We start from the raw sequence: 20,780 nt of genomic DNA on the forward strand, positions 1-20,780 counted from the left end.
GGATTTTTTCTTATACACGAGGCGAAAAGGTAGTATTTGTTAATAAAAAAATAGGACGACTCTGTAAAATCGTCCTTGTGTGAAACAAGTGGCAAACCTATATTTTGTATGCTTTTAGAATTCCCGTTAAATGAGTAATTATTCCATTTTTCTTTAAAAATTTAACAGGTATTAATTTTTATAAAAGATTGAAGTACTCTTCTTTTAAAATACTCATTCGCAACCGGTCAACATAAATGCCTTTTCTACCATTTCATCTAGACACCACAGATAACGGTCTTCTGCATCTTCTATAGTAAGATCTCTAAGCTCAACTTTTGGTAATTGTTTTTGCATGATAATCCCCTTTATGTTCTACGTTCCTTTTTCTTTTGAAAAGATTGAATCGATTTTGTAAAACCTGCCTTTTCAAAGAATGCTTCTTTTCCTGGCTGTGCCCCTATAAAAAGTGAGGTTGGACTAGCCTCCCAAGCAAGATCAATTAGTTGTTTTCCAATGGCTTTACCTTGGTAGTCAGGGTGGACAAGAATTTCAGTGATTGTGCCAAAGAAATAGCCATCTGTTAATAAACGTGCGCATCCAACCAACTTTTCATTGCCCCATGCGGTGATGTTTATTGTTTTTTGAAGTGCTTCTTTTGAATATTGTTCGTTGTACACACCTGGCCAGACGGCATTTACTAATGATAAAAATTTGGTGACACACAATTTATGATCATCTACTACATATGTAATTTGTTTCTCTTCATCATGCATTCACGTGACTCCTCAAATTAATTTCCACCCTGCCGATCTCCATTCTTTAAGAAATTCAAAGCCTTCTTTACAAACAACTCCCCCTCTTCCAAGTCAGGAAAGTGAGCACTCTTTTGAAAAAGCTCCAACCTGCTGTTGGGAAGTTTTTGCTTCATGATGTTGGATATACTTAGTCCCGTATTTCGATCGTGAACCCCTGTAAGTATCAAGGTATCATTAGTAATTTTGGTCAACCGATCTCGAAGTGGTGATACAGGTGGAATCTTTTCTAGCGCCTTCATCATTAGACCTGTATTAATTAACCCACTTTCTTGCCATAGCTTTCTATTTCGTTTAGCAATGAGCTTGTCTTCAAACAAAAAACTGTCCACAGTATCGGAATCCACGAGACTCCAAACCTTATTCCATTTCTCTTTAAGTGATTTATTGTTTAACATTTCGTGTTCTATTTTTTCTATTAATTCTTTGTCTGCGACAGTTTTGAACCCCTTTATCTGTGTTTCATAAACAGTGTCAGAAAAGATTAAACTTGGCGCAGAAAGAATTATTTTATTGATAATATCCGGATAGGTATAGGCAATTTCTAAGGCTAATTCTCCTCCAAATGAATATCCCAATACATCAACTTTCTCCACACCAATTTGATTCATTAACTTGATATAATCGTCAACCAAAGTTTCAATGGAATAATCATTGTCATTTTGTGGCTTTGAACTTCTCCCACAACCTCTTTGTTCGTAGTAAATTACCGTTCTTTCTTCTGCCAGTTTCGGTCCCACTGTTCGTTCAAAAACATAATGATTTCCGCCAGGTCCCCCATGAATGATAACTAAAGGTACCGTTCTATTTTGACTTCCTTCAATCTTCACCCAATGGCTTATTCCATTAACGAGTAACTGATATTCATCGTCTTTATATTTCACAAAAGCCACCCCCTATTAAGACCTAACAGGTGAGATTAGATGGAGATAAGATGATTTTTCATGGATTGATTCAATAACTATAGGTCTCATCGTACCGTTAAATTTTATTTTGATTTCTTCGTCTTTTATTGTCTTTAAGGCGTCCATAAGAAAATAACCATCGATTGATATTTTAAGTTCTGCTTCCCCATCCAAGTCTTTAATTTCTTGTAACTCCTGAATGGTTCCCATTTCAGATGAACCTGATGAAATACAAAGTTTATGCTCTTGAATACTTAACGTGATATTGTTGTTTTTCCATTCACCTGCAAACAAGCACGCTCGATCTACGCCTTTAACGAGAGATTCTTTATTCAGAAACAATGTTGTTTTTTGCTCGGTTGGGATTAGTTTAGATGTATTTGGATAGTTTCCAGAAATTAATCTCGAGTAAAGTGAAACCTGATCTGTTTTAAACAGAATATACCCATCTGCTGAGTGAATTTCTACTGTTCCTGAATAATCACTAATTTGTTTAACAAGTTCGCTTACGCTAGAACTTGGAACGATAAATGAAGCATCTCCCAATGTGTAAACATCTTTCACTTTAGAAGCTAAACGCTGTGAATCTGTTGCAACTGCCGTAAACTTGTAGCCTGAAAGAGAGAAATAAATACCTGTCAGTACTGGTCTAGTTTCATTTTTGGCTGTAGCAAATACTGTCTGTTTAATTGCCTCTATTAGATCTTCAGCATCGATATGTATGGTGTTACTTTGATTGATCATGGGCAAAGTCGGATATTCTTCAGCACGAAAGCCATTAAACTGTGTGAATATATCCCCTGATTTAACTTTAATCGTTTGATGATTGTTTACTTCTACTTGTATGGGTTCAGGGAGCTTTCGAATTAACTCTATAAAGGATCTTGCTGAAACAACGGCGCTTCCGGTTTGATCTATGTTAATTTCATTATTATTCGTTTCAGAAATAGGAATGAATCTCTCTATAATAATATCTGCGTTTGTTCCTATTAGCCTAATTCCATCTTCCTCAGCTATAACTTTTATTCCTGAAAGAATAGGAATGAGTGATTTAGGGGTCACTGCTTTTCCAACATCAGAAAGAGCTTTACTAAAAACATGTTGATTGATAGTGAACTTCATTTGCTGCATCCATCCTCTTTTTACAATCATTAATTTCAATAATTTTCCGACTATTATTTTAACACATTTTTACAAAGGATTAGATACTATGGGATATCGAAAGTGTTTGATTTGTACAACCTAAATGGCTTAGCCAACGTTCTAAATGAGGTTGAAGCACTATATCTTTACTAATAACACCAGGGGGAGGGATTAGCGTGAAGAAGAGGAACAAGCGTTACATCGTAAAAAGGCTCTCCCCTCCTAAATCTTTGATTGGCAACCAACCGCCTTCCATTCCGAATTATAAAAAGATTGATGCAAAAAAGGATCCCAAGCACCTTCAACCTCCTTCTATTCTAAGTAGCAATAACTTAATGAAACGACCTGTTGATCACCATCGAGTACGGTGCAGCCTATTTTGCGATCACGACTGTCATAAATGCAAACCAAATAAAAGCCTAACGTATGTATTAGGTGGAAATCTAAATTCCGTTGAAAGTGTGCTTGGCGCTACTATAACTGGTGGGACCATCAACGCCATTCTTGGGACCGTTACCGCTGAGATTCCTTCTGTAACCATTACTGGAGGAACGATTAATACTGTGCAAAACCTTCTCGGGGCTACAATTTCGGCTGGGACAATTAATACGATTGAAAGCGTGCTTGGAGCTACCATTACTGGCGGGACCATCAACGCCATTCTTGGGACCGTTACAGCTGAGATTCCTTCTTTAACCATTACTGGAGGAACGATTGATACTGTTCAAAGTTTGCTTGGGGCTACGGTTACTGCTGGAACCATTAATTCCGTTGAAAGCGTCCTCGGAGCTACCATTACTGGCGGAACGATCAACGCCATTCTTGGGACTGTTACCGCTGAAATTTCTTCTGCAACAATTACGGGAGGTACGATTAATACTGTTCAAAGTCTTCTAGGCGCTACGATTTCGGCTGGGACAATTAATGCAGTTGAGAGTATCCTTAGTGCTACGGTTACATCTGGAACAATTAATACGGTTGAAAGCGTGCTTGGAGCTACCATAACCGGCGGGACGATCAACGCCATTCTTGGAACCGTTACCGCTGAGATTCCATCTGTCACGATTATTGGCGGAACGATTAATACTGTTCAGAGTTTACTTGGAGCTACGATTACGGCTGGAACAATTAATACCGTGGAAAGCGTCCTCGGAGCTACCATTACTGGCGGGACCATTAATACGGTTGAAAGCATCCTCGGAGCTACAATTAGTGGAGGGACGATTAACGCCATTCTTGGGACTGTTACTGTTGAGATTCCTTCTGTAACGATAACTGGTGGAACGATTAATACTGTTCAGAGTTTAATTGGAGCTACGATTACAGCAGGTACACTTAATACGATAGAGAGTGTCCTTGGGGCTACGATTACCGGGGGCACAATTAATGCCATTCTTGGGACTGTTACTACAGAAATTGCTTCAGTGACGATCTCAGGTGGAACGATAAATACTGTTCAAAGCCTTCTCGGGGCTACGATTACGGCTGGGACGCTTAACACGCTAGAGAGTGTTCTTGGAGCTACAATTACTGGTGGTACCCTTAATGCCATACTTGGGACTGTCACTGCTGAAATTGCTTCTGTAACCGTAACAGGTGGAACTATAAATGTTGTAGAGAATGTGCTCGGAGCTACCATTTTAGGAGGAACATTAAACGCTATTTTAGGTACTGTTACGGCTGAAATTCCTTCTGTGACCGTAACGGGCGGCACTATAAATGTTGTAGAGAATGTCCTTGGCGCTACTATTTTAGGTGGAACGTTAAACGCTATTTTAGGGACTGTTACGGCTGAAATTCCTTCTGTGACCGTAACCGGCGGCACTATAAATGTTGTAGAGAATGTCCTTGGCGCTACTATTTTAGGTGGAACGTTAAACGCTATTTTAGGTACTGTTACGGCTGAAATTCCTTCTGTGACCGTAACGGGCGGGACAATCAATATTGTTGAGAATGTGTTGGGAGCTACCATCACTGGAGGAACTATAACCACGGTTGAGAATGTTCTCGCTGCCACTCTTGTCGGCGGAACAATCAACTCTATTACTGGTACTGTCACAGCTGATGTCACTGGAAATGTCACTCTTTCGGGCGGTACAGTAAACAACCTTTTAAATGGAACCATCACCAGCGTTTTAGGCGCAACAATCACGGCCGGAACGATAAACACGGTCGAGAATGTCTTGGCAGCTACTATTGTCGGGGGTACGATTAATTCAATTACTGGTACTATCACAGCTGATGTTACAGGGAATGTCACTTTGCTCGGCGGGACAGTTAACAATCTTTTAAACGGAACGATCACTAGCGTTTTAGGTGCGACCATTACTGCTGGGACGATAAACACGGTCGAGAATGTTTCGGCAGCTACTATTGTCGGGGGTACAATTAATTCAATTACTGGTACTATCACAGCTGATGTTACGGGGAATGTTACTCTGCTCGGAGGAACTCTTAATAATATTCTGAACGGAACGATTACCAGTGTTTTAGGGGCTACGATCACGGCTGGTACAATAAACACGGTTGAAAATGTATTAGCCGCCACGATTGTCGGGGGTACCATCAATTCCATCACAGGAACTGTCACAGCTGATGTAACCGGGAATGTCACACTGCTTGGTGGCACTCTTAATAATATTTTGAACGGAACGATTACCAGTGTTTTAGGCGCTACGATTACAGCTGGGACGATAAATACTGTTGAAAATGTTTTGGGCGCTACGATTGTCGGAGGAACCATTAACTCCATTACCGGGACTGTCACAGCTGATGTTACAGGCAACGTCACTTTGCTTGGTGGGACAGTTAACAACCTTTTAAATGGAACCATCACTAGCGTTTTAGGCGCAACGATAACGGCGGGTACGATAAATACTGTTGAAAATGTTTTGGCCGCCACGATTGTCGGCGGCACCATCAACGCCATTACAGGGACTGTCACAGCTGATGTAACGGGGAATGTCACTCTGCTTGGTGGGACAGTTAACAACCTTTTAAACGGCACCATTACAAGTGTTTTAGGTGCGACAATCACAGCTGGTACGATAAACACGGTAGAAAATGTGCTGGCTGCCACCATCGTCGGAGGCACCATTAGCGCTATCACTGGTACGCTAAATGCCAATGTCACTGGAAATGTTACCCTGCTTGGCGGCACACTTAACAATCTTTTAAATGGAACCATCACCAGCGTTTTAGGGGCAACAATTACGGCGGGTACGATAAATACAGTCGAAAATGTTTTGGCGGCTACTATTGTCGGGGGGACTATTAACTCCATTACAGGGACTGTAACAGCAGATGTTACGGGGAATGTTACTCTGCTCGGCGGAACGCTTAACAATCTTTTAAACGGAACCATTACAAGTGTTCTTGGCGCAACCATCACGGCTGGAACGATAAACACAGTTGAAAATGTTTTGGCGGCCACGATTGTCGGCGGTACCCTCAATGCAATTACAGGAACTGTCACTGCTGATGTCTCTGGAAATGTTACTCTTCTAGGTGGGACAGTTAATAATATTTTGAACGGCACGATCACAAGTGTTCTCGGAGCTACCATCACTGCTGGAACGATTAATACCGTTGAAAATGTTCTAGCCGCCACGATTGTCGGCGGCACCATCAACTCTATTACTGGCACTGTCACTGCTGATGTTACGGGGAATGTCACACTCCTTGGTGGAACGCTTAACAATATTCTAAACGGGACGATCACAAGTGTTCTAGGGGCTACTATCACCGCCGGAACGATAAATACAGTTGAAAATGTGTTGGCTGCCACCATTGTCGGCGGCACTCTCAACGCCATTCTTGGGACGGTCAATGCAAACGTCACAGGCAATGTCACTCTGCTCGGCGGCACACTTAATAACATTCTAAACGGAACCATCACGAGCGTGCTCGGAGCTACTATTACGGCCGGAACCATTACCACTGTCGAAAATGTCTTGGCCGCCACCATCGTTGGAGGCACCATTAGCGCCATCACTGGTACGGTTAATGCAAACGTTACTGGCAACGTTACCCTACTTGGTGGAACGCTTAACAATATTCTAAACGGGACGATCACAAGTGTTCTAGGGGCTACTATTACGGCCGGAACGATAAATACAGTTGAAAATGTGCTGGCCGCCACTATCGTCGGCGGCACTCTCAACGCCATTCTTGGGACGGTCAATGCAAACGTCACAGGCAATGTCACTCTGCTCGGCGGCACACTTAATAACATTCTAAACGGAACCATCACGAGCGTGCTCGGAGCTACTATTACGGCCGGAACCATTACCACTGTCGAAAATGTCTTGGCCGCCACCATCGTTGGAGGCACCATTAGCGCCATCACTGGTACGGTTAATGCAAACGTTACTGGCAACGTTACCCTACTTGGTGGAACGCTTAACAATATTCTAAACGGGACGATCACAAGTGTTCTAGGGGCTACTATTACGGCCGGAACGATAAATACAGTTGAAAATGTGCTGGCCGCCACTATCGTCGGCGGCACTCTCAACGCCATTCTTGGGACGGTCAATGCAAACGTCACAGGCAATGTTACTCTGCTCGGCGGCACACTTAATAACATTCTAAACGGAACCATCACGAGTGTTCTCGGGGCTACGATTACGGCGGGAACCATTACTACCGTGCAAAATGTATTGGCCGCTACCATTGTTGGCGGCACTCTCAACGCTATTCTTGGGACGGTCAATGCAAACGTCACGGGCAATGTCACTCTGCTCGGCGGAACGCTTAACAATATTTTAAACGGAACCATCACGAGCGTTCTCGGGGCTACAATTACGGCTGGAACGATTACCACTGTGCAAAATGTGCTGGCTGCCACCATTGTCGGCGGCACGCTGAACAACCTTTTGAACGGAACCATCACGAGTGTACTTGGAGCTACCATTACTGCGGGTACACTGACGGCGGTATCACAAAATACATTTGTTGAGCAAAGCTTTTTAAATATTCCCGTTGGCACAGCGGCATCTTTTAGCCCTCTTCCAACCATCACAACATCCGTGTTAGAAACGTATTCATTTTTTATCTACAACACGAACAATGTTGGGACGGTCGACACGATTGTTGAGATCAGCGCAAACGGAACAAATTGGTTTACAGATGTAACCGGCTTGAATATAAATCCTGGATCAGTTGATGTTTTAGTGCCTCAGCGCTTTTTAAAATATACACGGTTGTCATATCGGACTTCGACGACGCTTGCTACAGCTACAATCAGTGTCATATTTAATGCCCAAGGATCATAAAATAAACACAAATCAATCCCTCTGTCATTAGATAGAGGGATTTTTTACGGACAGGAGGTTACGGAATGCTTCTTGGACTTCATATGATTGTGAAAAATGAGGCTGAATGGCTGGCTAATTGTCTCGACAGCATTCAAGAGTTTGTAGATGAAATCATTATTGTCGATACAGGCTCAACGGATCAAACGAGAGACATTGCCAAGACGTATGGTGCTAAAGTGATCAGCACTGAATGGAAAGATGATTTTTCAATGGCGCGAAACTCATCTCTTGCACACGCCAATACCGACTGGATTCTGTACATGGATGCGGATGAAGTGTTTACAGGGAACGGCAATGAGCTTAGAGATACATTACAAAACTCAACGCGCCATGCTTATTTTGTTGAGATTGAAAGCTTGATTGGATCATCTTTACATGAGAAAACGATTCATCCTTCTATCCGTTTTTTTCGCGCGAAAGAAAATTACTTATTTTCCGGTCCCATTCACGAGGATATTCTTCCTTCGATACAAGAGAAAACGGCAAATAAAACAGAGATTGGAAAACTGGCTTGTAAACTTGTTCATTATGGATACTTGCCTGTCATTTCTCAAGCAAAAAACAAAGCCGCTCGAAATGTTTTCATTTTAGAAAAAGCCCTTAGAACTCATCAAAATCATCCGTATTATCTCTATCATTTAGGAATGGCTTATGAGAACTTAGGTGAGTTTGAAAAAGCTAAGCTGGCAATAGAAAAATCTTTGCAGGTATGTGAGGAAAAGTTGTCTTATCGTCCTACGATCGTAAAAGACTTATGCAAGTTATACCGAAAGCTGAATCAGACTTATCTGACTAGAGCTCTCTTAGAACGTGAACTAGAAAACTATTCAGATTACCCTGATTTGTATTATCAATTCGGTCATGCCTATCTTTGTGAGAAGGATGATGAAAAAGCACTTAGGATGTTTAAGAAAGCGACTGAGGTTCAGCATTGTTCTCAATATGTAACTGAAGCTGGATGCAATCATTTTTTATCGTTTACAGAAATGGGAAAGGTCGCTGTACAATGGTCTGCGCATTCAGATGCACTGAACTATTTTATACAGGCTCTTAACTTCTGTCCGTATTATGAGGAGGCGCTTTATGGGATTACAGACATCCTTATTGCCGCTCAGCTTTCTGATGATGAAATCGTAAAAGAATTAAACCAGCTCCTCACCCCTTCCCTTAATAATCCCGCTTTAAAGGAAGCAGTTGAGGTTGCGCTTTGTCATGCTCTTTATTACGGAGGGTGCTATAAGGCATTTATTGCGAGAGTTGATGGGTTAAAAGGAAGACCTCCTGAACTTCAAGATCAATACGTGTTAAGTCTTTTGTTATCCAGCGATGAGTTAAGGGCCATACATGAAGTAGAAAGAATGCAGCAAGCCAACGCAGCTGTTCCTGACCACCTTTTTAACGCGCTATTCTTAAACGCTTTGGAACGGGACAGCGACATCCCCTCTGTCTGTTTAAAATGGATGGAACAGCAAAGTAATCATGCGTACTACAGTCAGCTGATCGAAGGTGTGAAAAACGAATTTTCTGCAGAAAAACAAATGAATTTTCTATTGTTTCTTAAACCGCTTATTCACTTATGCATAACAAACCGTTATTACTCCCTATTAACCAAAGTGTTGATGAGCTGTCCGGAGCTGCGCCTTTATGCTGCAAAAATGATGTTTTATGAAGGCTATTCCCAACTTGCTCGTCCACTTTTTGAGACGTTGAATCACGATAACAAACTAGACGGAGAAGGCACCTTCCTGCTCGGACAAATGTTATATGCCGAAGAGGATTGGGCGCAGGCTTCTTATTGTTTTGAGGCCGCTCTTAAACTTCAACCTGCTATCACTGAAGCACATACAGGCGCAGGGCTCTGCTATCTTCAGCAAGCCAAAACAGAACTTACTCAGTCTGTAGAAAATTTCCCTGAGTATCCTCTTTTTGCTGCGCACCTTCAAAAAGTAAATCTTTCTATTGAACTAGCATCTAAATCTCGTTGGAGTGCGGTATGGAGAGGAAAGCAAAGGAGGAATACGTTATGCCAAATACCATCTCCCTCTGTATGATCGTTAAAGATGAGGAGCATGTATTGGCAGATTGCTTAGAGAGCGTTAAAAATCTTGTTTCTGAAATGATTATAGTGGATACGGGTTCAACCGATCGCACGGTTCAAATTGCGAAGAACTATGGTGCAAGAGTTATAGAGACAGATTGGAGAAATGATTTTTCGTGGGCCCGTAATTTAGGGGTTGAGCAAGCAACATGTGACTGGATTTTGTTTTTAGATGCAGATGAGTCACTCGATCCTGCAAGTCTTGATGATGTGCGAGCGTGGGCAAATTATGAAGAGGCTGAAGCGTATTTCTTTAAAATATACAACTTCTTTTCTGATACAGAAGCAAGTATTAACCCTACCATTCGTATGTTTCGGAACCTTCCTGCTTACCGGTTTACAGGCAGCATTCATGAACAGATCAGTGAAACCATCCAGCAACATAAACCTGATGCGCGCTTTGTTATGACGAACGTGAAGATTAATCATTGCGGCTATCAACCTAGTATTTATTCTGCAAAAAACAAATCTCAGCGCAATATCTCTTTGCTTTTAAAAGAGCTTGAGCGCAATCCGAATCACGCTTTTCATCAATACAACATTGGTGTAGAGTACCTGCAAACAGGAGAAATCGAAAAATCATTAGCCGCTTTTCAAAAATCTATAGAACTTGTTGATCCTCTCTCCAATTATGCACACCTTCTTTATAAGTTCGAATCCAGGTGCTATGGTGCACTCAACCGGCTGGAAGAGGCCATCGAAAGCTGTAATAGAGGTTTAGCGAAATACCCTGACTATACAGATCTTTTTCATTACAAAGGAACGTATTATTTAGCGATGGGCAAGAATTCAGAAGCGGAAGAATCCCTTGATCGGGCATACTCTTTATCTGAACCGCTTAAATATCATACAGAAAGCGGAATCGGAACGTTCACTACCGCTTACTTGTTAGGACTTGCAAACGAAGCACTTGGTGATGATGAAAGAGCTCTGCACTTCTATTTTGCTTCGTACAAGCAAAATCCGGCTCACCTTCGCCCAATCTTTCGTGCTTTTCAACTGATTCGCAACAATGGAAAAGAACACGAACTTTATGAACTCATTCATCAGAAATTCAAGGTGTCTACCTTTAAAGACCGAAGTGTCATTCAAGATATACTCGTCCGCTGTCATTGCTACAAAACCGTTTTGCGTTTTATAGAAAATTGGCTGGAAGAAGACTGGATTGGCACACACGAAAAAGTGCATTTGCGAGAACTTCAGCTTGAATGCCGCTTGCTTTCTGGTGAGCCTGTATTAGAAAATGAGTGGAACAGCCATTCGAAATTAAAAAACCTGACTGGTGAAACCTTGCCGCCTGCTTTTCATCCTAACTTTGCAGAAAATAAATTACATTCGTTAGTGGATACAGAAAGAATGGCTCACCTATTGTTTGCGACGGGCTGTTTTCATCACTTCCACACCTATATGAAAGAGTGGAAAACAAAAGAAAAACACACACAGAAAACTTTTGAGATTTCTTCCCGGTACCAGCGGGCACAAACTTTGTCTTCTATCGCTGAACAGCATTTTTCGGCGTTTTTGCAAAATCAAAAAATTGAGCTGGTTCGATCAGCTAAAACCGTTCTTCCTTTTGATGAAGGGCTGATACCATATGAACCGCGATTATACTAAGAAAACAGTCTCTTTATGCATGATAGTAAAAAATGAAGAAACCCATCTATCCCGTTGTCTGGATTCAGTATGTGACATCGTGGATGAAATCATTATTGTGGATACTGGTTCTAGTGATGGTACTCTTTCAATCGCTGAACAATATGGTGCTGTGGTTGTACCATATGTGTGGAATCATCATTTTGCTGAAGCCAGGAATGTAGGCCTAAAGCTTGCGACAAGTGATTTTGTTCTAGTTTTGGATGCGGACGAGGAACTGGATCGAGGCAGTGTCGCCCCTCTACAAGAAATCATACAATCTGGCAATGGTTCAGCTTATTATGTAGAGCTGAAGAATTTTATCGGCTCGTATCATCCTCATCAATATTACAAAGATACTTCCTGCAGACTGTTTCGAAATGTTAAAGGCTACAGTTTCAGCGGCAGAATTCATGAAGACATCGCTCCGTCTATATTAAAGTCAGGTGATGTGATTCAAACGATACCGATTGTGCTGAATCATTACGGATATTTGAATCAAACCCTGCAGGATAAAAATAAGAGCGAGCGGAACTTACAGCTTGTTGAATTGGCTTTAAAAGAGAACCCTTCTGACGTTCGCTGCCTTTATGCGTATGGAGCAGAACAGCTTCAGCAAGGCCGAAATGTGGAAGCTCTGCAAACCTTTATTTCCATTCTAGAGACCTTACCTGTTTCCTCTGACATTTTTCCGGATGTCTTGTTGAAGACCATTTCTATATATAAATTAAAAAACGATATTGCAATGGTCCTGCAGCTTACCGAAAAGGGATTGAACTACTTTCCGCATTTCACGGATTTACTTGATCTAAAAGCAGAGGTCCTTTCTGCACAAAAAGACTATTCTTCTGCAATAAAGTCACTACAACAATCTCTGCAAGCCGGTAATGAAAAAGGTAAACTATCTGTTATGGGTGGATCGGGAAGCTACAGAACGGCTTATGCATTAGGCGGTGTATACGAACGTTTACAAGACTATGAAACGGCTTGTTATTATTATCAGATCGGATTAACCATGCTTCCCGCTTTTGAAGCTGCTTGGTCACGCTGGTGCATGCTCAAACTATGTATGGATCAAGAAGAGGAAGTTTTCCAGTTTGTTAGGCAATACCATCGTTTTTTTGTACCTTCTCAGTGGGAGATATTACGAAAATGGGTTGCTTTTTTTAATAAAGAAAACAGTCTGCGAGATTTAGAGGATTGCGTTCAATCCCATTTCATAGGACAATCCGAGTCAAACATAACGCGTTTAGAGACGGATGAAGCATATCATATTTGTTTTTGTTTGCTTGGGATTCATACGTTACAATCCCTTCATCGTACCTTAGTGATTTCATCATACCTTACGAATGAACTTCCATTGCGGTGTGTCATTCGGTCACAAACCTTCATTCAATTAGCAATGCATCATATTCCTGAAGTTGACTCATCCTGTCTTTCACTTCAGCAGGCGGTGAATGGGGTTTGAATTTATAAATATTAGATCCATTAAGATGCGGTTTATCTTTATGGGTCTTTTTTCATGATAATCAGTGCTGCCTTTGGAAGCAGAAGTAGTTGATTTCCGCTCCAGGCTGCGCTCTTTCCGCGGGGCAGGCCGTGAGCCACCTTGCGCTTCAATCAACTTATCAAAGAAGTAAATAAAACAAAATGACTCAAAAAAACGATCTTTTAGAAAGGAGCCTTTAGAAAGCAACATTTCATTGAAAATCATGCCGTATTTTAAATGAAGTGGAGGAATGCAATGCTGATTTTCATGTGTTGGGGCGAAACAGTGGTCAGTTGGAGCGAAAGGAGAGGGTCATTGAGCGAAACAAGGCAGCCTTTGAGCGAAACGAGAGAGTCATTGAGCGAAACAAAGCCTTGTTTGAGCGAACGTGTAAAAAATAAAAGAACACGTACCGTAAAACTCAAAAGCGTGAATCACTCTCCCCTCCAACCAGCCTGTCCACAAGTAAATAAAAAAAGAGGACTTCTCCTCCATTTTTTTATGAAACGGGGCTCACTTCTGCCCATCCAATTGTTATGGCAAGTGTATTTGTTCCACCCGCTAAGCTTTGCAGGTTTACGATAAGACGTGTGTTTGGAGGAACGATGATTTTTCCAATCTCATCATTATCAATCGGCCCTGTTGCTTGAATAATTGTGCTGAACGTGGTACTGCCTACCGCTGGATTTGACCCTGCGCCACCCGTTGTATTCGTAAACGTAGGGATTAATTGGCTGGCATTCGTAAAACCGAAGTTGGTATTTACAGGCTGCAACGTTATTCCCCCTGCTATTGTCCCCCCTCGCATCAAATAGACTGCCGTGTTTGAGAGAGCGCCGCCAAATATTCGGCCGATTCGTGCTGTATAACGTGAACTTGATGGATTATCCAATTGAATCGCGAGGTAGCTGTTAGCCGCAACAGCTACAATTCCTGTTGTGATTCGATAGTTTACACCATTTTGCGCACTTGCTGCAGATATATCTTGATAGACAACAGGTTCTCGGAGGTTACCAAAGACATTATAATTCGGCATGATGTATCACCCTGTTTTCATGTTAAGTAATCGTTCAACACCGCAATCCATTGCTTTTGCCATCGCTTCATATCAAAAGCCATCGCTGTACCTCTGCTATTGGCAGCAAGTTCTTTCCGTTGATCGGGGTTCTGAATCAGCTCTGAAATCACACTTTCCAGCCTTGCAACTGTTGGCGTTACGAGTCTCCCATTAAATCCGTCGATAATGATATCGTTAAGTCCGCCAACATTTGAGCTGACGACTGGCAGCCCCGAGCTTAGCGCTTCTAAACAAGATAATGACGTACCTTCAGAGTAAATCGTTGGGATAATCACTAAGTCCGCGTCACGATAGGCATTTTTCATCTCATGAAAGGTATACACATTGTGAATTATACGCTCTCCATGAGGATGATGATTTCTCCAGAAGTGAAAAGCTGTTGTAACCTCTGCTCCGTCTATCGTTTCACCCGCAAATTCGATTTCAATATCACCATGTTTTTCTAACAGAATATCCGCTACCGCCATCATTTGCAGAATGCCTCTTTCAGGACTGATTCTTCGCGGATACAATAGTCTGAATCGCCCTTTGTTTGGACTTGATCGCGGCACAAATTGTGTGGTATCTACAAAATTTGGTATGAGTTCTACTTTTTCACAATCTGTATAAAAACTCGTTGAACGGCAATAGGTGAGAAAATGTGAATCAACTGATACAAGTTTTGATAAAGACGACAGTGCATTTTGTACGTTATCCCGGACAGCGTTCTTTGTATCTAACACTAATTCTATGCGATCCCAGTTAATTCCGTGACAAATGCCTAGACTTCCTTTTTTATAGGGAATTGCATGCCAGATGCAGCTCGCATATATTAACTGGCCCGATGCCTCACACGCCATTTTGTTAAATAGTTCGGGTATATGCTCTAAATTGCTACATTGGTGACCTACTATTCTCACATTTTCCAACTTGTTGTCTTCATAATGAGTTTCAAAGGCTTCTGAAAAACTGAGCTGATGAATTTCTACCGAATATCCTAACTGTGTGATAAGCAGGCTAAGTTCATAAATATAGCGTTCTAAACCGCCCGCAAAGATCTTTGTAATCTGGTGATTGTATCCATCTAAAAAGCTGTGCGTTAAGATTGAAATCGTATGATCAGTACCCACTATTCTCTATTCCTCCATTCCACAAGGTTTGGATTAGGGTCTAAGATTGATTCATATTGTACGAGACTTCCCCACTTTCCTTCAGGATCTATTTGTTTGTATCTTTCATATTTTTTTCTTCGCTCATCCATCGATCCCGCCCACCCAAAGTGTTTCACTCGCACATCGGATAATGAACCCCATAAAGCATTGTATGAAAACGGAATACGGTGGACGTGGTGCTCTTGCTGTAGATAATAATAAGGAAATCCCGGCAAATGCCGAACCAGCATTTTGCTGTGCCGCTTATGAAGATTCCAATGTTCATCTTCTCTGTAATGCGTTGTACTTCCCCAGAAATCGTACATGCGGAATGCTACCCAATCAAATTGATCTTGATTAATAAGCGAACGGATTTCCTCTTGTACGTTCTCTTCAAACATTTCATCTGCATCAATAGACAAAATCCAATCCGGTTCATATTTGCAGACTTCTTTCCAAAGACGACTTCTGAGCACCCACTCCTCGTGAAAGGATGATTCTTTAAGTTCCACTACTTCTTTGACTTTAGAAAACGATTTACATAGTTCAACTGTTCGATCTGTGCTGTTATCATCCACTATGACCATATCATCAACTACATCTGTTAAGGATTGTAAGACTTTCTCCAAAAACCGATTTTCTTCATTTCGAACCTGCATGATTGCTGTAAGCCGGTTACCTTCTTTTTTTCGGACAGGTCTCAACGTAACCTCTCTCCTCTTTATGTGCTTGACTTTAAGTAACTCTCCGCCGTCTGCATTCTTACAACCGCATCCAGCTGCAGTTCATCTATGCATGCTGTCTGTAAGTAATAATGAATGGCACGGTGTTTCTCTCCTTGCAGTTCTTCTATTTCTCCCTTTAGCTTTATTTGATCCAGATGATTTAATTGATAAAAAACAGAAAGCGAAGAATCTGTCGCTGGTTTTAAATAATGTTTCATTTTTAAATAAATATTCCGGATCAGATCCATTGACTGAATTGTGCTGTCTTCCCTCACTAATTGATCGGCATACAGCCAGTCACCTAGCGCAAACATCAACATTGCTATTGCCGTTCCAAATCGTCCTGCGTTATATTCATTTAATAAACACTCATAAATTTGCTTATTTTCATCTGTCACAGCTAGAATGCCAAAGCTGTTAATCGCTTCTACCAATTTGTATTGTCGGCATTGTGAAAGTGAAATCCAAGGATAGTATTTTAAGAGACCATCATCTCGCTGAAAGGCTACGTTTCTTGCAAATGCTTCAAAAAAATATTTCTCAGCTTCTTGAAAATCACCATTTAGATAAAGATACTTCGCAAGAGTACCGATAATGTGTTCATTATGAACATCCCATTTCAACTGTCTTTTTAAAACGGTAATTTTCCGATGTATTTGCTGCTGCCGTATATGCTGGATACATTCTTTGTGTTTGTAGCATGAAAACAATTCATTTAGCAGCTCTTCTTTTTCTGAAAATGGATAAAGCGATGTGTTTTGAACTGGATTTCTTGTACTCTGTATAAAAAAAACGGAGTCATAGCGCAGGGATTGGAGAAAAAAATCTTCTTCGTTATTTACGATTATTACATTGGAAAGGGCATACAAACATTCTTTATAAAATTGAAAGTATCTTGGGATCTGATCATTTGCATCATTTAACATAGAGATTAAAAACGATGGCTTTAATTCGCTATGTTTTGTCACCCAAAAAGGATGCGTCACGATTGTTATTTCGGGTTTTGATAGCGTGTGGAGATCACGCTTTTGAAAACCTTGATGCTTTAACGGCTCTTCTCCTGTTTCAATAATAACGGCAACAGCGTGCTGGCCAAATTCACATGTCTCATCCGTATTCTCACCTAAAACAACAACCTTTTTTGCAGGTTTGCTTCTAATAAGTTCTGTTTGATGAATGCGATTCAATTCATCCACTGCTTGTTTTCCAAAACGTTGTATTAGGCCGGTGAGGTTAACGTTCGCTTCATGCTCGATGTCAGTAAAATGCATACGCTGTGCCATCGTCTTGTGATACACCATAGACTGCAGGTTCACTTTCGGCTTCCAATTATATGGAAGATCTAACTCTCTAAAATAAGACAACAGCAAGTAATCATCTTCATACCCTTGCTTACCTTTTAAGTGATTTAGATCATACCCGCCAACTTGCTGCAAAAGGTCCGCTCTATGCATAACCGGATGAACAAAGCCTTCTGTAATCTTTGGGAGCTGTAACCATTTTAAAAGAGAGATGATCTCATTCGGCACGCTTGGCATATCAACAACAGATGTACCTTTTTGATGAGGATGCCACTCTCCGGATGCAGTTAATATGCCTGGTGAAACACACGGCTCTTTGCTATTCTGCTCTAAGAATTTACATAATGGCTCTGTCCAGTTGCTTGGAAACAGCATATCCGGATGGATTTCTGTTATGAAGGTACAATCTGATCGATGCTCCCAAATGTATTCAAAGCATTTTTGACGAGCAAACGGAATGCCTTTGTTTTCGCCATCACCTAAAATCACGTACGATAGATCAAATTTCTGCAGTTCTTGATGGAGGGCATCCTTTGAAAGACCACCTTGATTAAAAAACACGCAAAATGAATTTTTCGTTTTTGTTAAACTTGCCAGACATTGTTGAAGCATAAGAAGATCGTGATGATCTTGGATTAACACCAGCATCGTATGAACGACTTTTGACATCTAGGTTATTAACACTCCCTTCCCCGCTTGGTTAATCGCCCTACATGGATTTGATTTTTTTACGTTTTACAGACTTAGCAATATCGGATGATGTGATAAAGTCATGTATTCGCTCACTTGCTTTTCCATCACCGAATGGGTTCACGCTCATTGTCATTTTTTTATAACGCTGCTCATCTCCTAACAGCTGTTGAACTTCCTCAAAAATGACTGCAGGACTTACACCAATGACTTTTAGAATTCCAGAAGATACTCCTTCTTTTCTTTCTGTTTCCTCCCTCATCACTAAAACAGGTTTTATCAGAGCTGCCGCTTCTTCCTGAATGCCCCCTGAATCGGTCAAAATCAGATACGCCTGTTTTAATACGTGTACGAAAACGTTATAGGAAAGATGATCAACAATATGCATCCTGCCCTCTAACTGAAATGCTTTGTTTACTTTGCGTCTGATTTGCGGATTTTTATGAACAGGAAAGATCACTTCGACATCTGGATGTTTTCTCAATATTTTTTTAATCGCTTCAAATATCCCCTGTAAATGCCTTATGTTTTCTCTGCGGTGAGCGGTCACTACAATTAACTTTTTCTTGCTCTTTAACAGCTGTTCAATATCATCCGGTATTTGTTTTCTATTCATCAGCACTTGATATAGCGCATCAATGACTGTATTGCCCACCACTTGAATGGTTGATGCAGCGATGTTTTCCCTCAATAAGTTATTTCTGTTTAATTCTGTTGCTGCAAAATGATATGTCGCCAGTTGTGCGATCAGCCGCCTGTTTCCCTCTTCCGGAAATGGTGCAAATAAATTTGATGTACGAAGACCTGCTTCTACGTGCGCGATGGGTATTTGTTTTAAAAATGCTGCATACGCACTCATGTAAGCTGTTGTCGTATCACCGTGTACCAAAACAAGGTCTGGTTTTTCGAGTTCCAAAATGACGGATAGTTTATTTAAGATCTCAGAACTGATACTCTCAAGCGTCTGCTCACTCTTCATAATGTTCAAATCGTAATCAACTCTCAGCTCAAACAATTCTAGAATTTGATCGAGCATTTCTCTGTGCTGAGCTGTATTGACGAGTATACTTTCGAGTCGCTCATCTTTTTGTAAACGATGAAGGACCGGTGCCATCTTTATGCCTTCAGGTCTCGTTCCAATCACAGTTACAATTTTCATAGACTCTCCTTCTTCCTTATTCTCCCTTTTAACAAAATATGTACAACACACAGGTTTCATTCGTTTTCCCCACAAAAAACACCCTTTTTGCTAACGTGAGCAAAAGGGTGTTTTTTGTGTTATCTAACTTTTACAGCTTTTTTCACAACAGGAATATAAATATCAATTTGCTTATTTTCCTGACCATAGCAGCGCTGGTCATACAGCTCGAATTCTACTTTCCCGTCATGCTCATACCCTGAGTCTGGGAACCACTTTGAGAAGATCTCAACCCATGTTTGCTGAATGGATGGCACGAAGTTCTCCTCTGATGCTTTTGGGGTTGTGAAAACAGCGTACTCCATTTCAGGGAAGGTTCGATAGGACATATCTTCTGGAGCTGGTGTTCCTTCAGCCACTTCCATACCAATCATGTAAACAAACTCTCCCGTTGTTGTGTTGTATTCTGTGCACAGTCCAAGTTCTTGGTTTTTGTAAAGTGGATTTGGAATCTTAGCACCGAGGTTGTTTTGTATATAGTGCTGCCAAAACTTCGGAATTTCTCTATTGTTTTCACCGTCTGTGTTACGTGTGTTTAAGTCATACCCGATGATGTGGAGTGCTGGTTTTTTAATGAGTTTCATTTCCATATTCATTCCTCCAATATAGCGACTCATATTCAGGTAAGCTTTCTGATGAAGAGAGGCAGGATGAACAGTTGCACTGCGATACTCTCGCGGTGATTGGCCATAATATTTCTTAAACGCACGATTGAACGACTCATGATACTGAAACCCTAGATCAAATGCGATATCAATCACTTTTTCGTCAGATTGCAATAATCGTTGTGCCGCGTGTGAAAGCCGTCGCTTCCGCACATATTCCATGACCGACTCACCAACAAGAAACTGAAACACCCGATGATAATGAAAAGGCGAGAAGCAAGCGAGCTCTGCAAGCTCCTCTAGTGTAATGCGTTCCTGCAAATTCTCTTCAATATAGTCAAGTGTCCGCTGAATGCAAACTTCATAATCCATCTCCATCACCTACCCTTCTTCCATCATATACACGAACATTCATTCGTTCTTAACCTTTTTTGCTAAGTTATCGATTTACTTATTCTATATCGACAGGAGCAGCCCTCCTAATGAGGGTTAATTTCATGAGGTTGAGCTTTCAATCCAGGAATTTTGACAGTCATCCCACGAGTTTCGGCTGCCAATCCACGAGTGCTAGCTTCTAATCCAAAAGTTCTGCCAACCAATCCACAACTCTGTAATGCTCCACTTTCACTACTACACCATAGAAAAAGCTAGAACCACCAAACATGGTTCTAGCT

14 protein-coding genes are annotated in these 20,780 nt (G+C 41.2%); 4 read left to right on the forward strand and 10 right to left on the reverse strand.

Going from position 1 to position 20,780, the window contains the following annotated elements; all coding sequences use genetic code 11:
- Positions 1 to 213: 213 nt before the first annotated feature.
- From FS458_RS21110 to dnaN, 4 genes are read right to left on the reverse strand one after another with little or no spacing between them, the layout of a single operon-like run.
- Complete coding sequence (locus FS458_RS21110; protein WP_260858667.1) at positions 214 to 336, reverse strand: hypothetical protein; 123 nt, start codon at positions 334 to 336, stop codon at positions 214 to 216.
- 11 nt (positions 337 to 347) lie between these two features.
- Positions 348 to 755 carry a GNAT family N-acetyltransferase gene (locus tag FS458_RS15005; protein WP_260858668.1) on the reverse strand — a complete coding sequence of 136 codons (408 nt, stop codon included), beginning with the start codon at positions 753 to 755 and terminating at the stop codon, positions 348 to 350.
- Between the two features lie 17 nt (positions 756 to 772).
- Complete coding sequence (locus FS458_RS15010) at positions 773 to 1,678, reverse strand: alpha/beta fold hydrolase (protein ID WP_260858669.1); 906 nt, start codon at positions 1,676 to 1,678, stop codon at positions 773 to 775.
- Positions 1,679 to 1,693: 15 nt separating this feature from the next.
- A complete protein-coding gene (gene dnaN / locus FS458_RS15015) occupies positions 1,694 to 2,830 on the reverse strand; it encodes a DNA polymerase III subunit beta (protein ID WP_186320573.1) in 1,137 nt (378 codons plus the stop codon).
- Between the two features lie 188 nt (positions 2,831 to 3,018).
- Here dnaN and FS458_RS21115 point away from each other — a divergent pair, with 188 nt between their 5' ends.
- The 4 genes from FS458_RS21115 to FS458_RS15050 all read left to right on the forward strand — a co-directional run bounded on the left by FS458_RS21115 (position 3,019) and on the right by FS458_RS15050 (position 13,358).
- Positions 3,019 to 8,118, forward strand: coding sequence for a beta strand repeat-containing protein (locus FS458_RS21115; protein WP_260858670.1), 5,100 nt, complete (start codon positions 3,019 to 3,021; stop codon positions 8,116 to 8,118).
- Positions 8,119 to 8,183: 65 nt separating this feature from the next.
- Entirely contained in the window at positions 8,184 to 10,211 is a 2,028-nt protein-coding gene (locus FS458_RS15040; RefSeq protein ID WP_144701960.1) for a glycosyltransferase family 2 protein, read from the forward strand.
- A complete protein-coding gene (locus tag FS458_RS15045; RefSeq protein ID WP_186320574.1) occupies positions 10,184 to 11,872 on the forward strand; it encodes a glycosyltransferase in 1,689 nt (562 codons plus the stop codon). Before FS458_RS15040 ends, FS458_RS15045 begins: the two co-directional genes overlap by 28 nt.
- Positions 11,853 to 13,358: a tetratricopeptide repeat-containing glycosyltransferase family 2 protein gene (locus FS458_RS15050; protein WP_144701966.1), complete on the forward strand. Its 1,506-nt coding sequence runs from the start codon at positions 11,853 to 11,855 to the stop codon at positions 13,356 to 13,358. The genes FS458_RS15045 and FS458_RS15050 overlap by 20 nt, the downstream gene beginning before the upstream one ends.
- A 520-nt stretch (positions 13,359 to 13,878) precedes the next feature.
- Here the strand turns inward: FS458_RS15050 and FS458_RS15055 are convergent.
- From FS458_RS15055 to FS458_RS15080, 6 genes are all read right to left on the reverse strand, one after another.
- Positions 13,879 to 14,415 (reverse strand): hypothetical protein, encoded by a 537-nt coding sequence (locus FS458_RS15055; protein WP_144701969.1) that lies wholly within the window; start codon positions 14,413 to 14,415, stop codon positions 13,879 to 13,881.
- Positions 14,416 to 14,432: 17 nt separating this feature from the next.
- Positions 14,433 to 15,566: a glycosyltransferase family 4 protein gene (locus tag FS458_RS15060; RefSeq protein WP_260858671.1), complete on the reverse strand. Its 1,134-nt coding sequence runs from the start codon at positions 15,564 to 15,566 to the stop codon at positions 14,433 to 14,435.
- Positions 15,566 to 16,291 carry a glycosyltransferase gene (locus FS458_RS21315; RefSeq protein ID WP_260858672.1) on the reverse strand — a complete coding sequence of 242 codons (726 nt, stop codon included), beginning with the start codon at positions 16,289 to 16,291 and terminating at the stop codon, positions 15,566 to 15,568. Before FS458_RS21315 ends, FS458_RS15060 begins: the two co-directional genes overlap by 1 nt.
- Before the next feature lie 17 nt (positions 16,292 to 16,308).
- Positions 16,309 to 18,282 (reverse strand): hypothetical protein, encoded by a 1,974-nt coding sequence (locus FS458_RS15070; RefSeq protein WP_144701972.1) that lies wholly within the window; start codon positions 18,280 to 18,282, stop codon positions 16,309 to 16,311.
- Positions 18,283 to 18,322: 40 nt separating this feature from the next.
- A complete protein-coding gene (wecB, locus tag FS458_RS15075; RefSeq protein ID WP_144701975.1) occupies positions 18,323 to 19,462 on the reverse strand; it encodes a non-hydrolyzing UDP-N-acetylglucosamine 2-epimerase in 1,140 nt (379 codons plus the stop codon).
- 119 nt (positions 19,463 to 19,581) lie between these two features.
- Positions 19,582 to 20,478, reverse strand: a complete 897-nt coding sequence (locus FS458_RS15080; protein ID WP_144703685.1) for an AraC family transcriptional regulator — start codon at positions 20,476 to 20,478, stop codon at positions 19,582 to 19,584.
- Positions 20,479 to 20,780: the final 302 nt, after the last annotated feature.

Origin of the sequence: Fictibacillus phosphorivorans (assembly GCF_007673525.1) — a bacterium.
GTDB classification, from domain to species: Bacteria; Bacillota; Bacilli; order Bacillales; family Fictibacillaceae; genus Fictibacillus; species Fictibacillus phosphorivorans_C.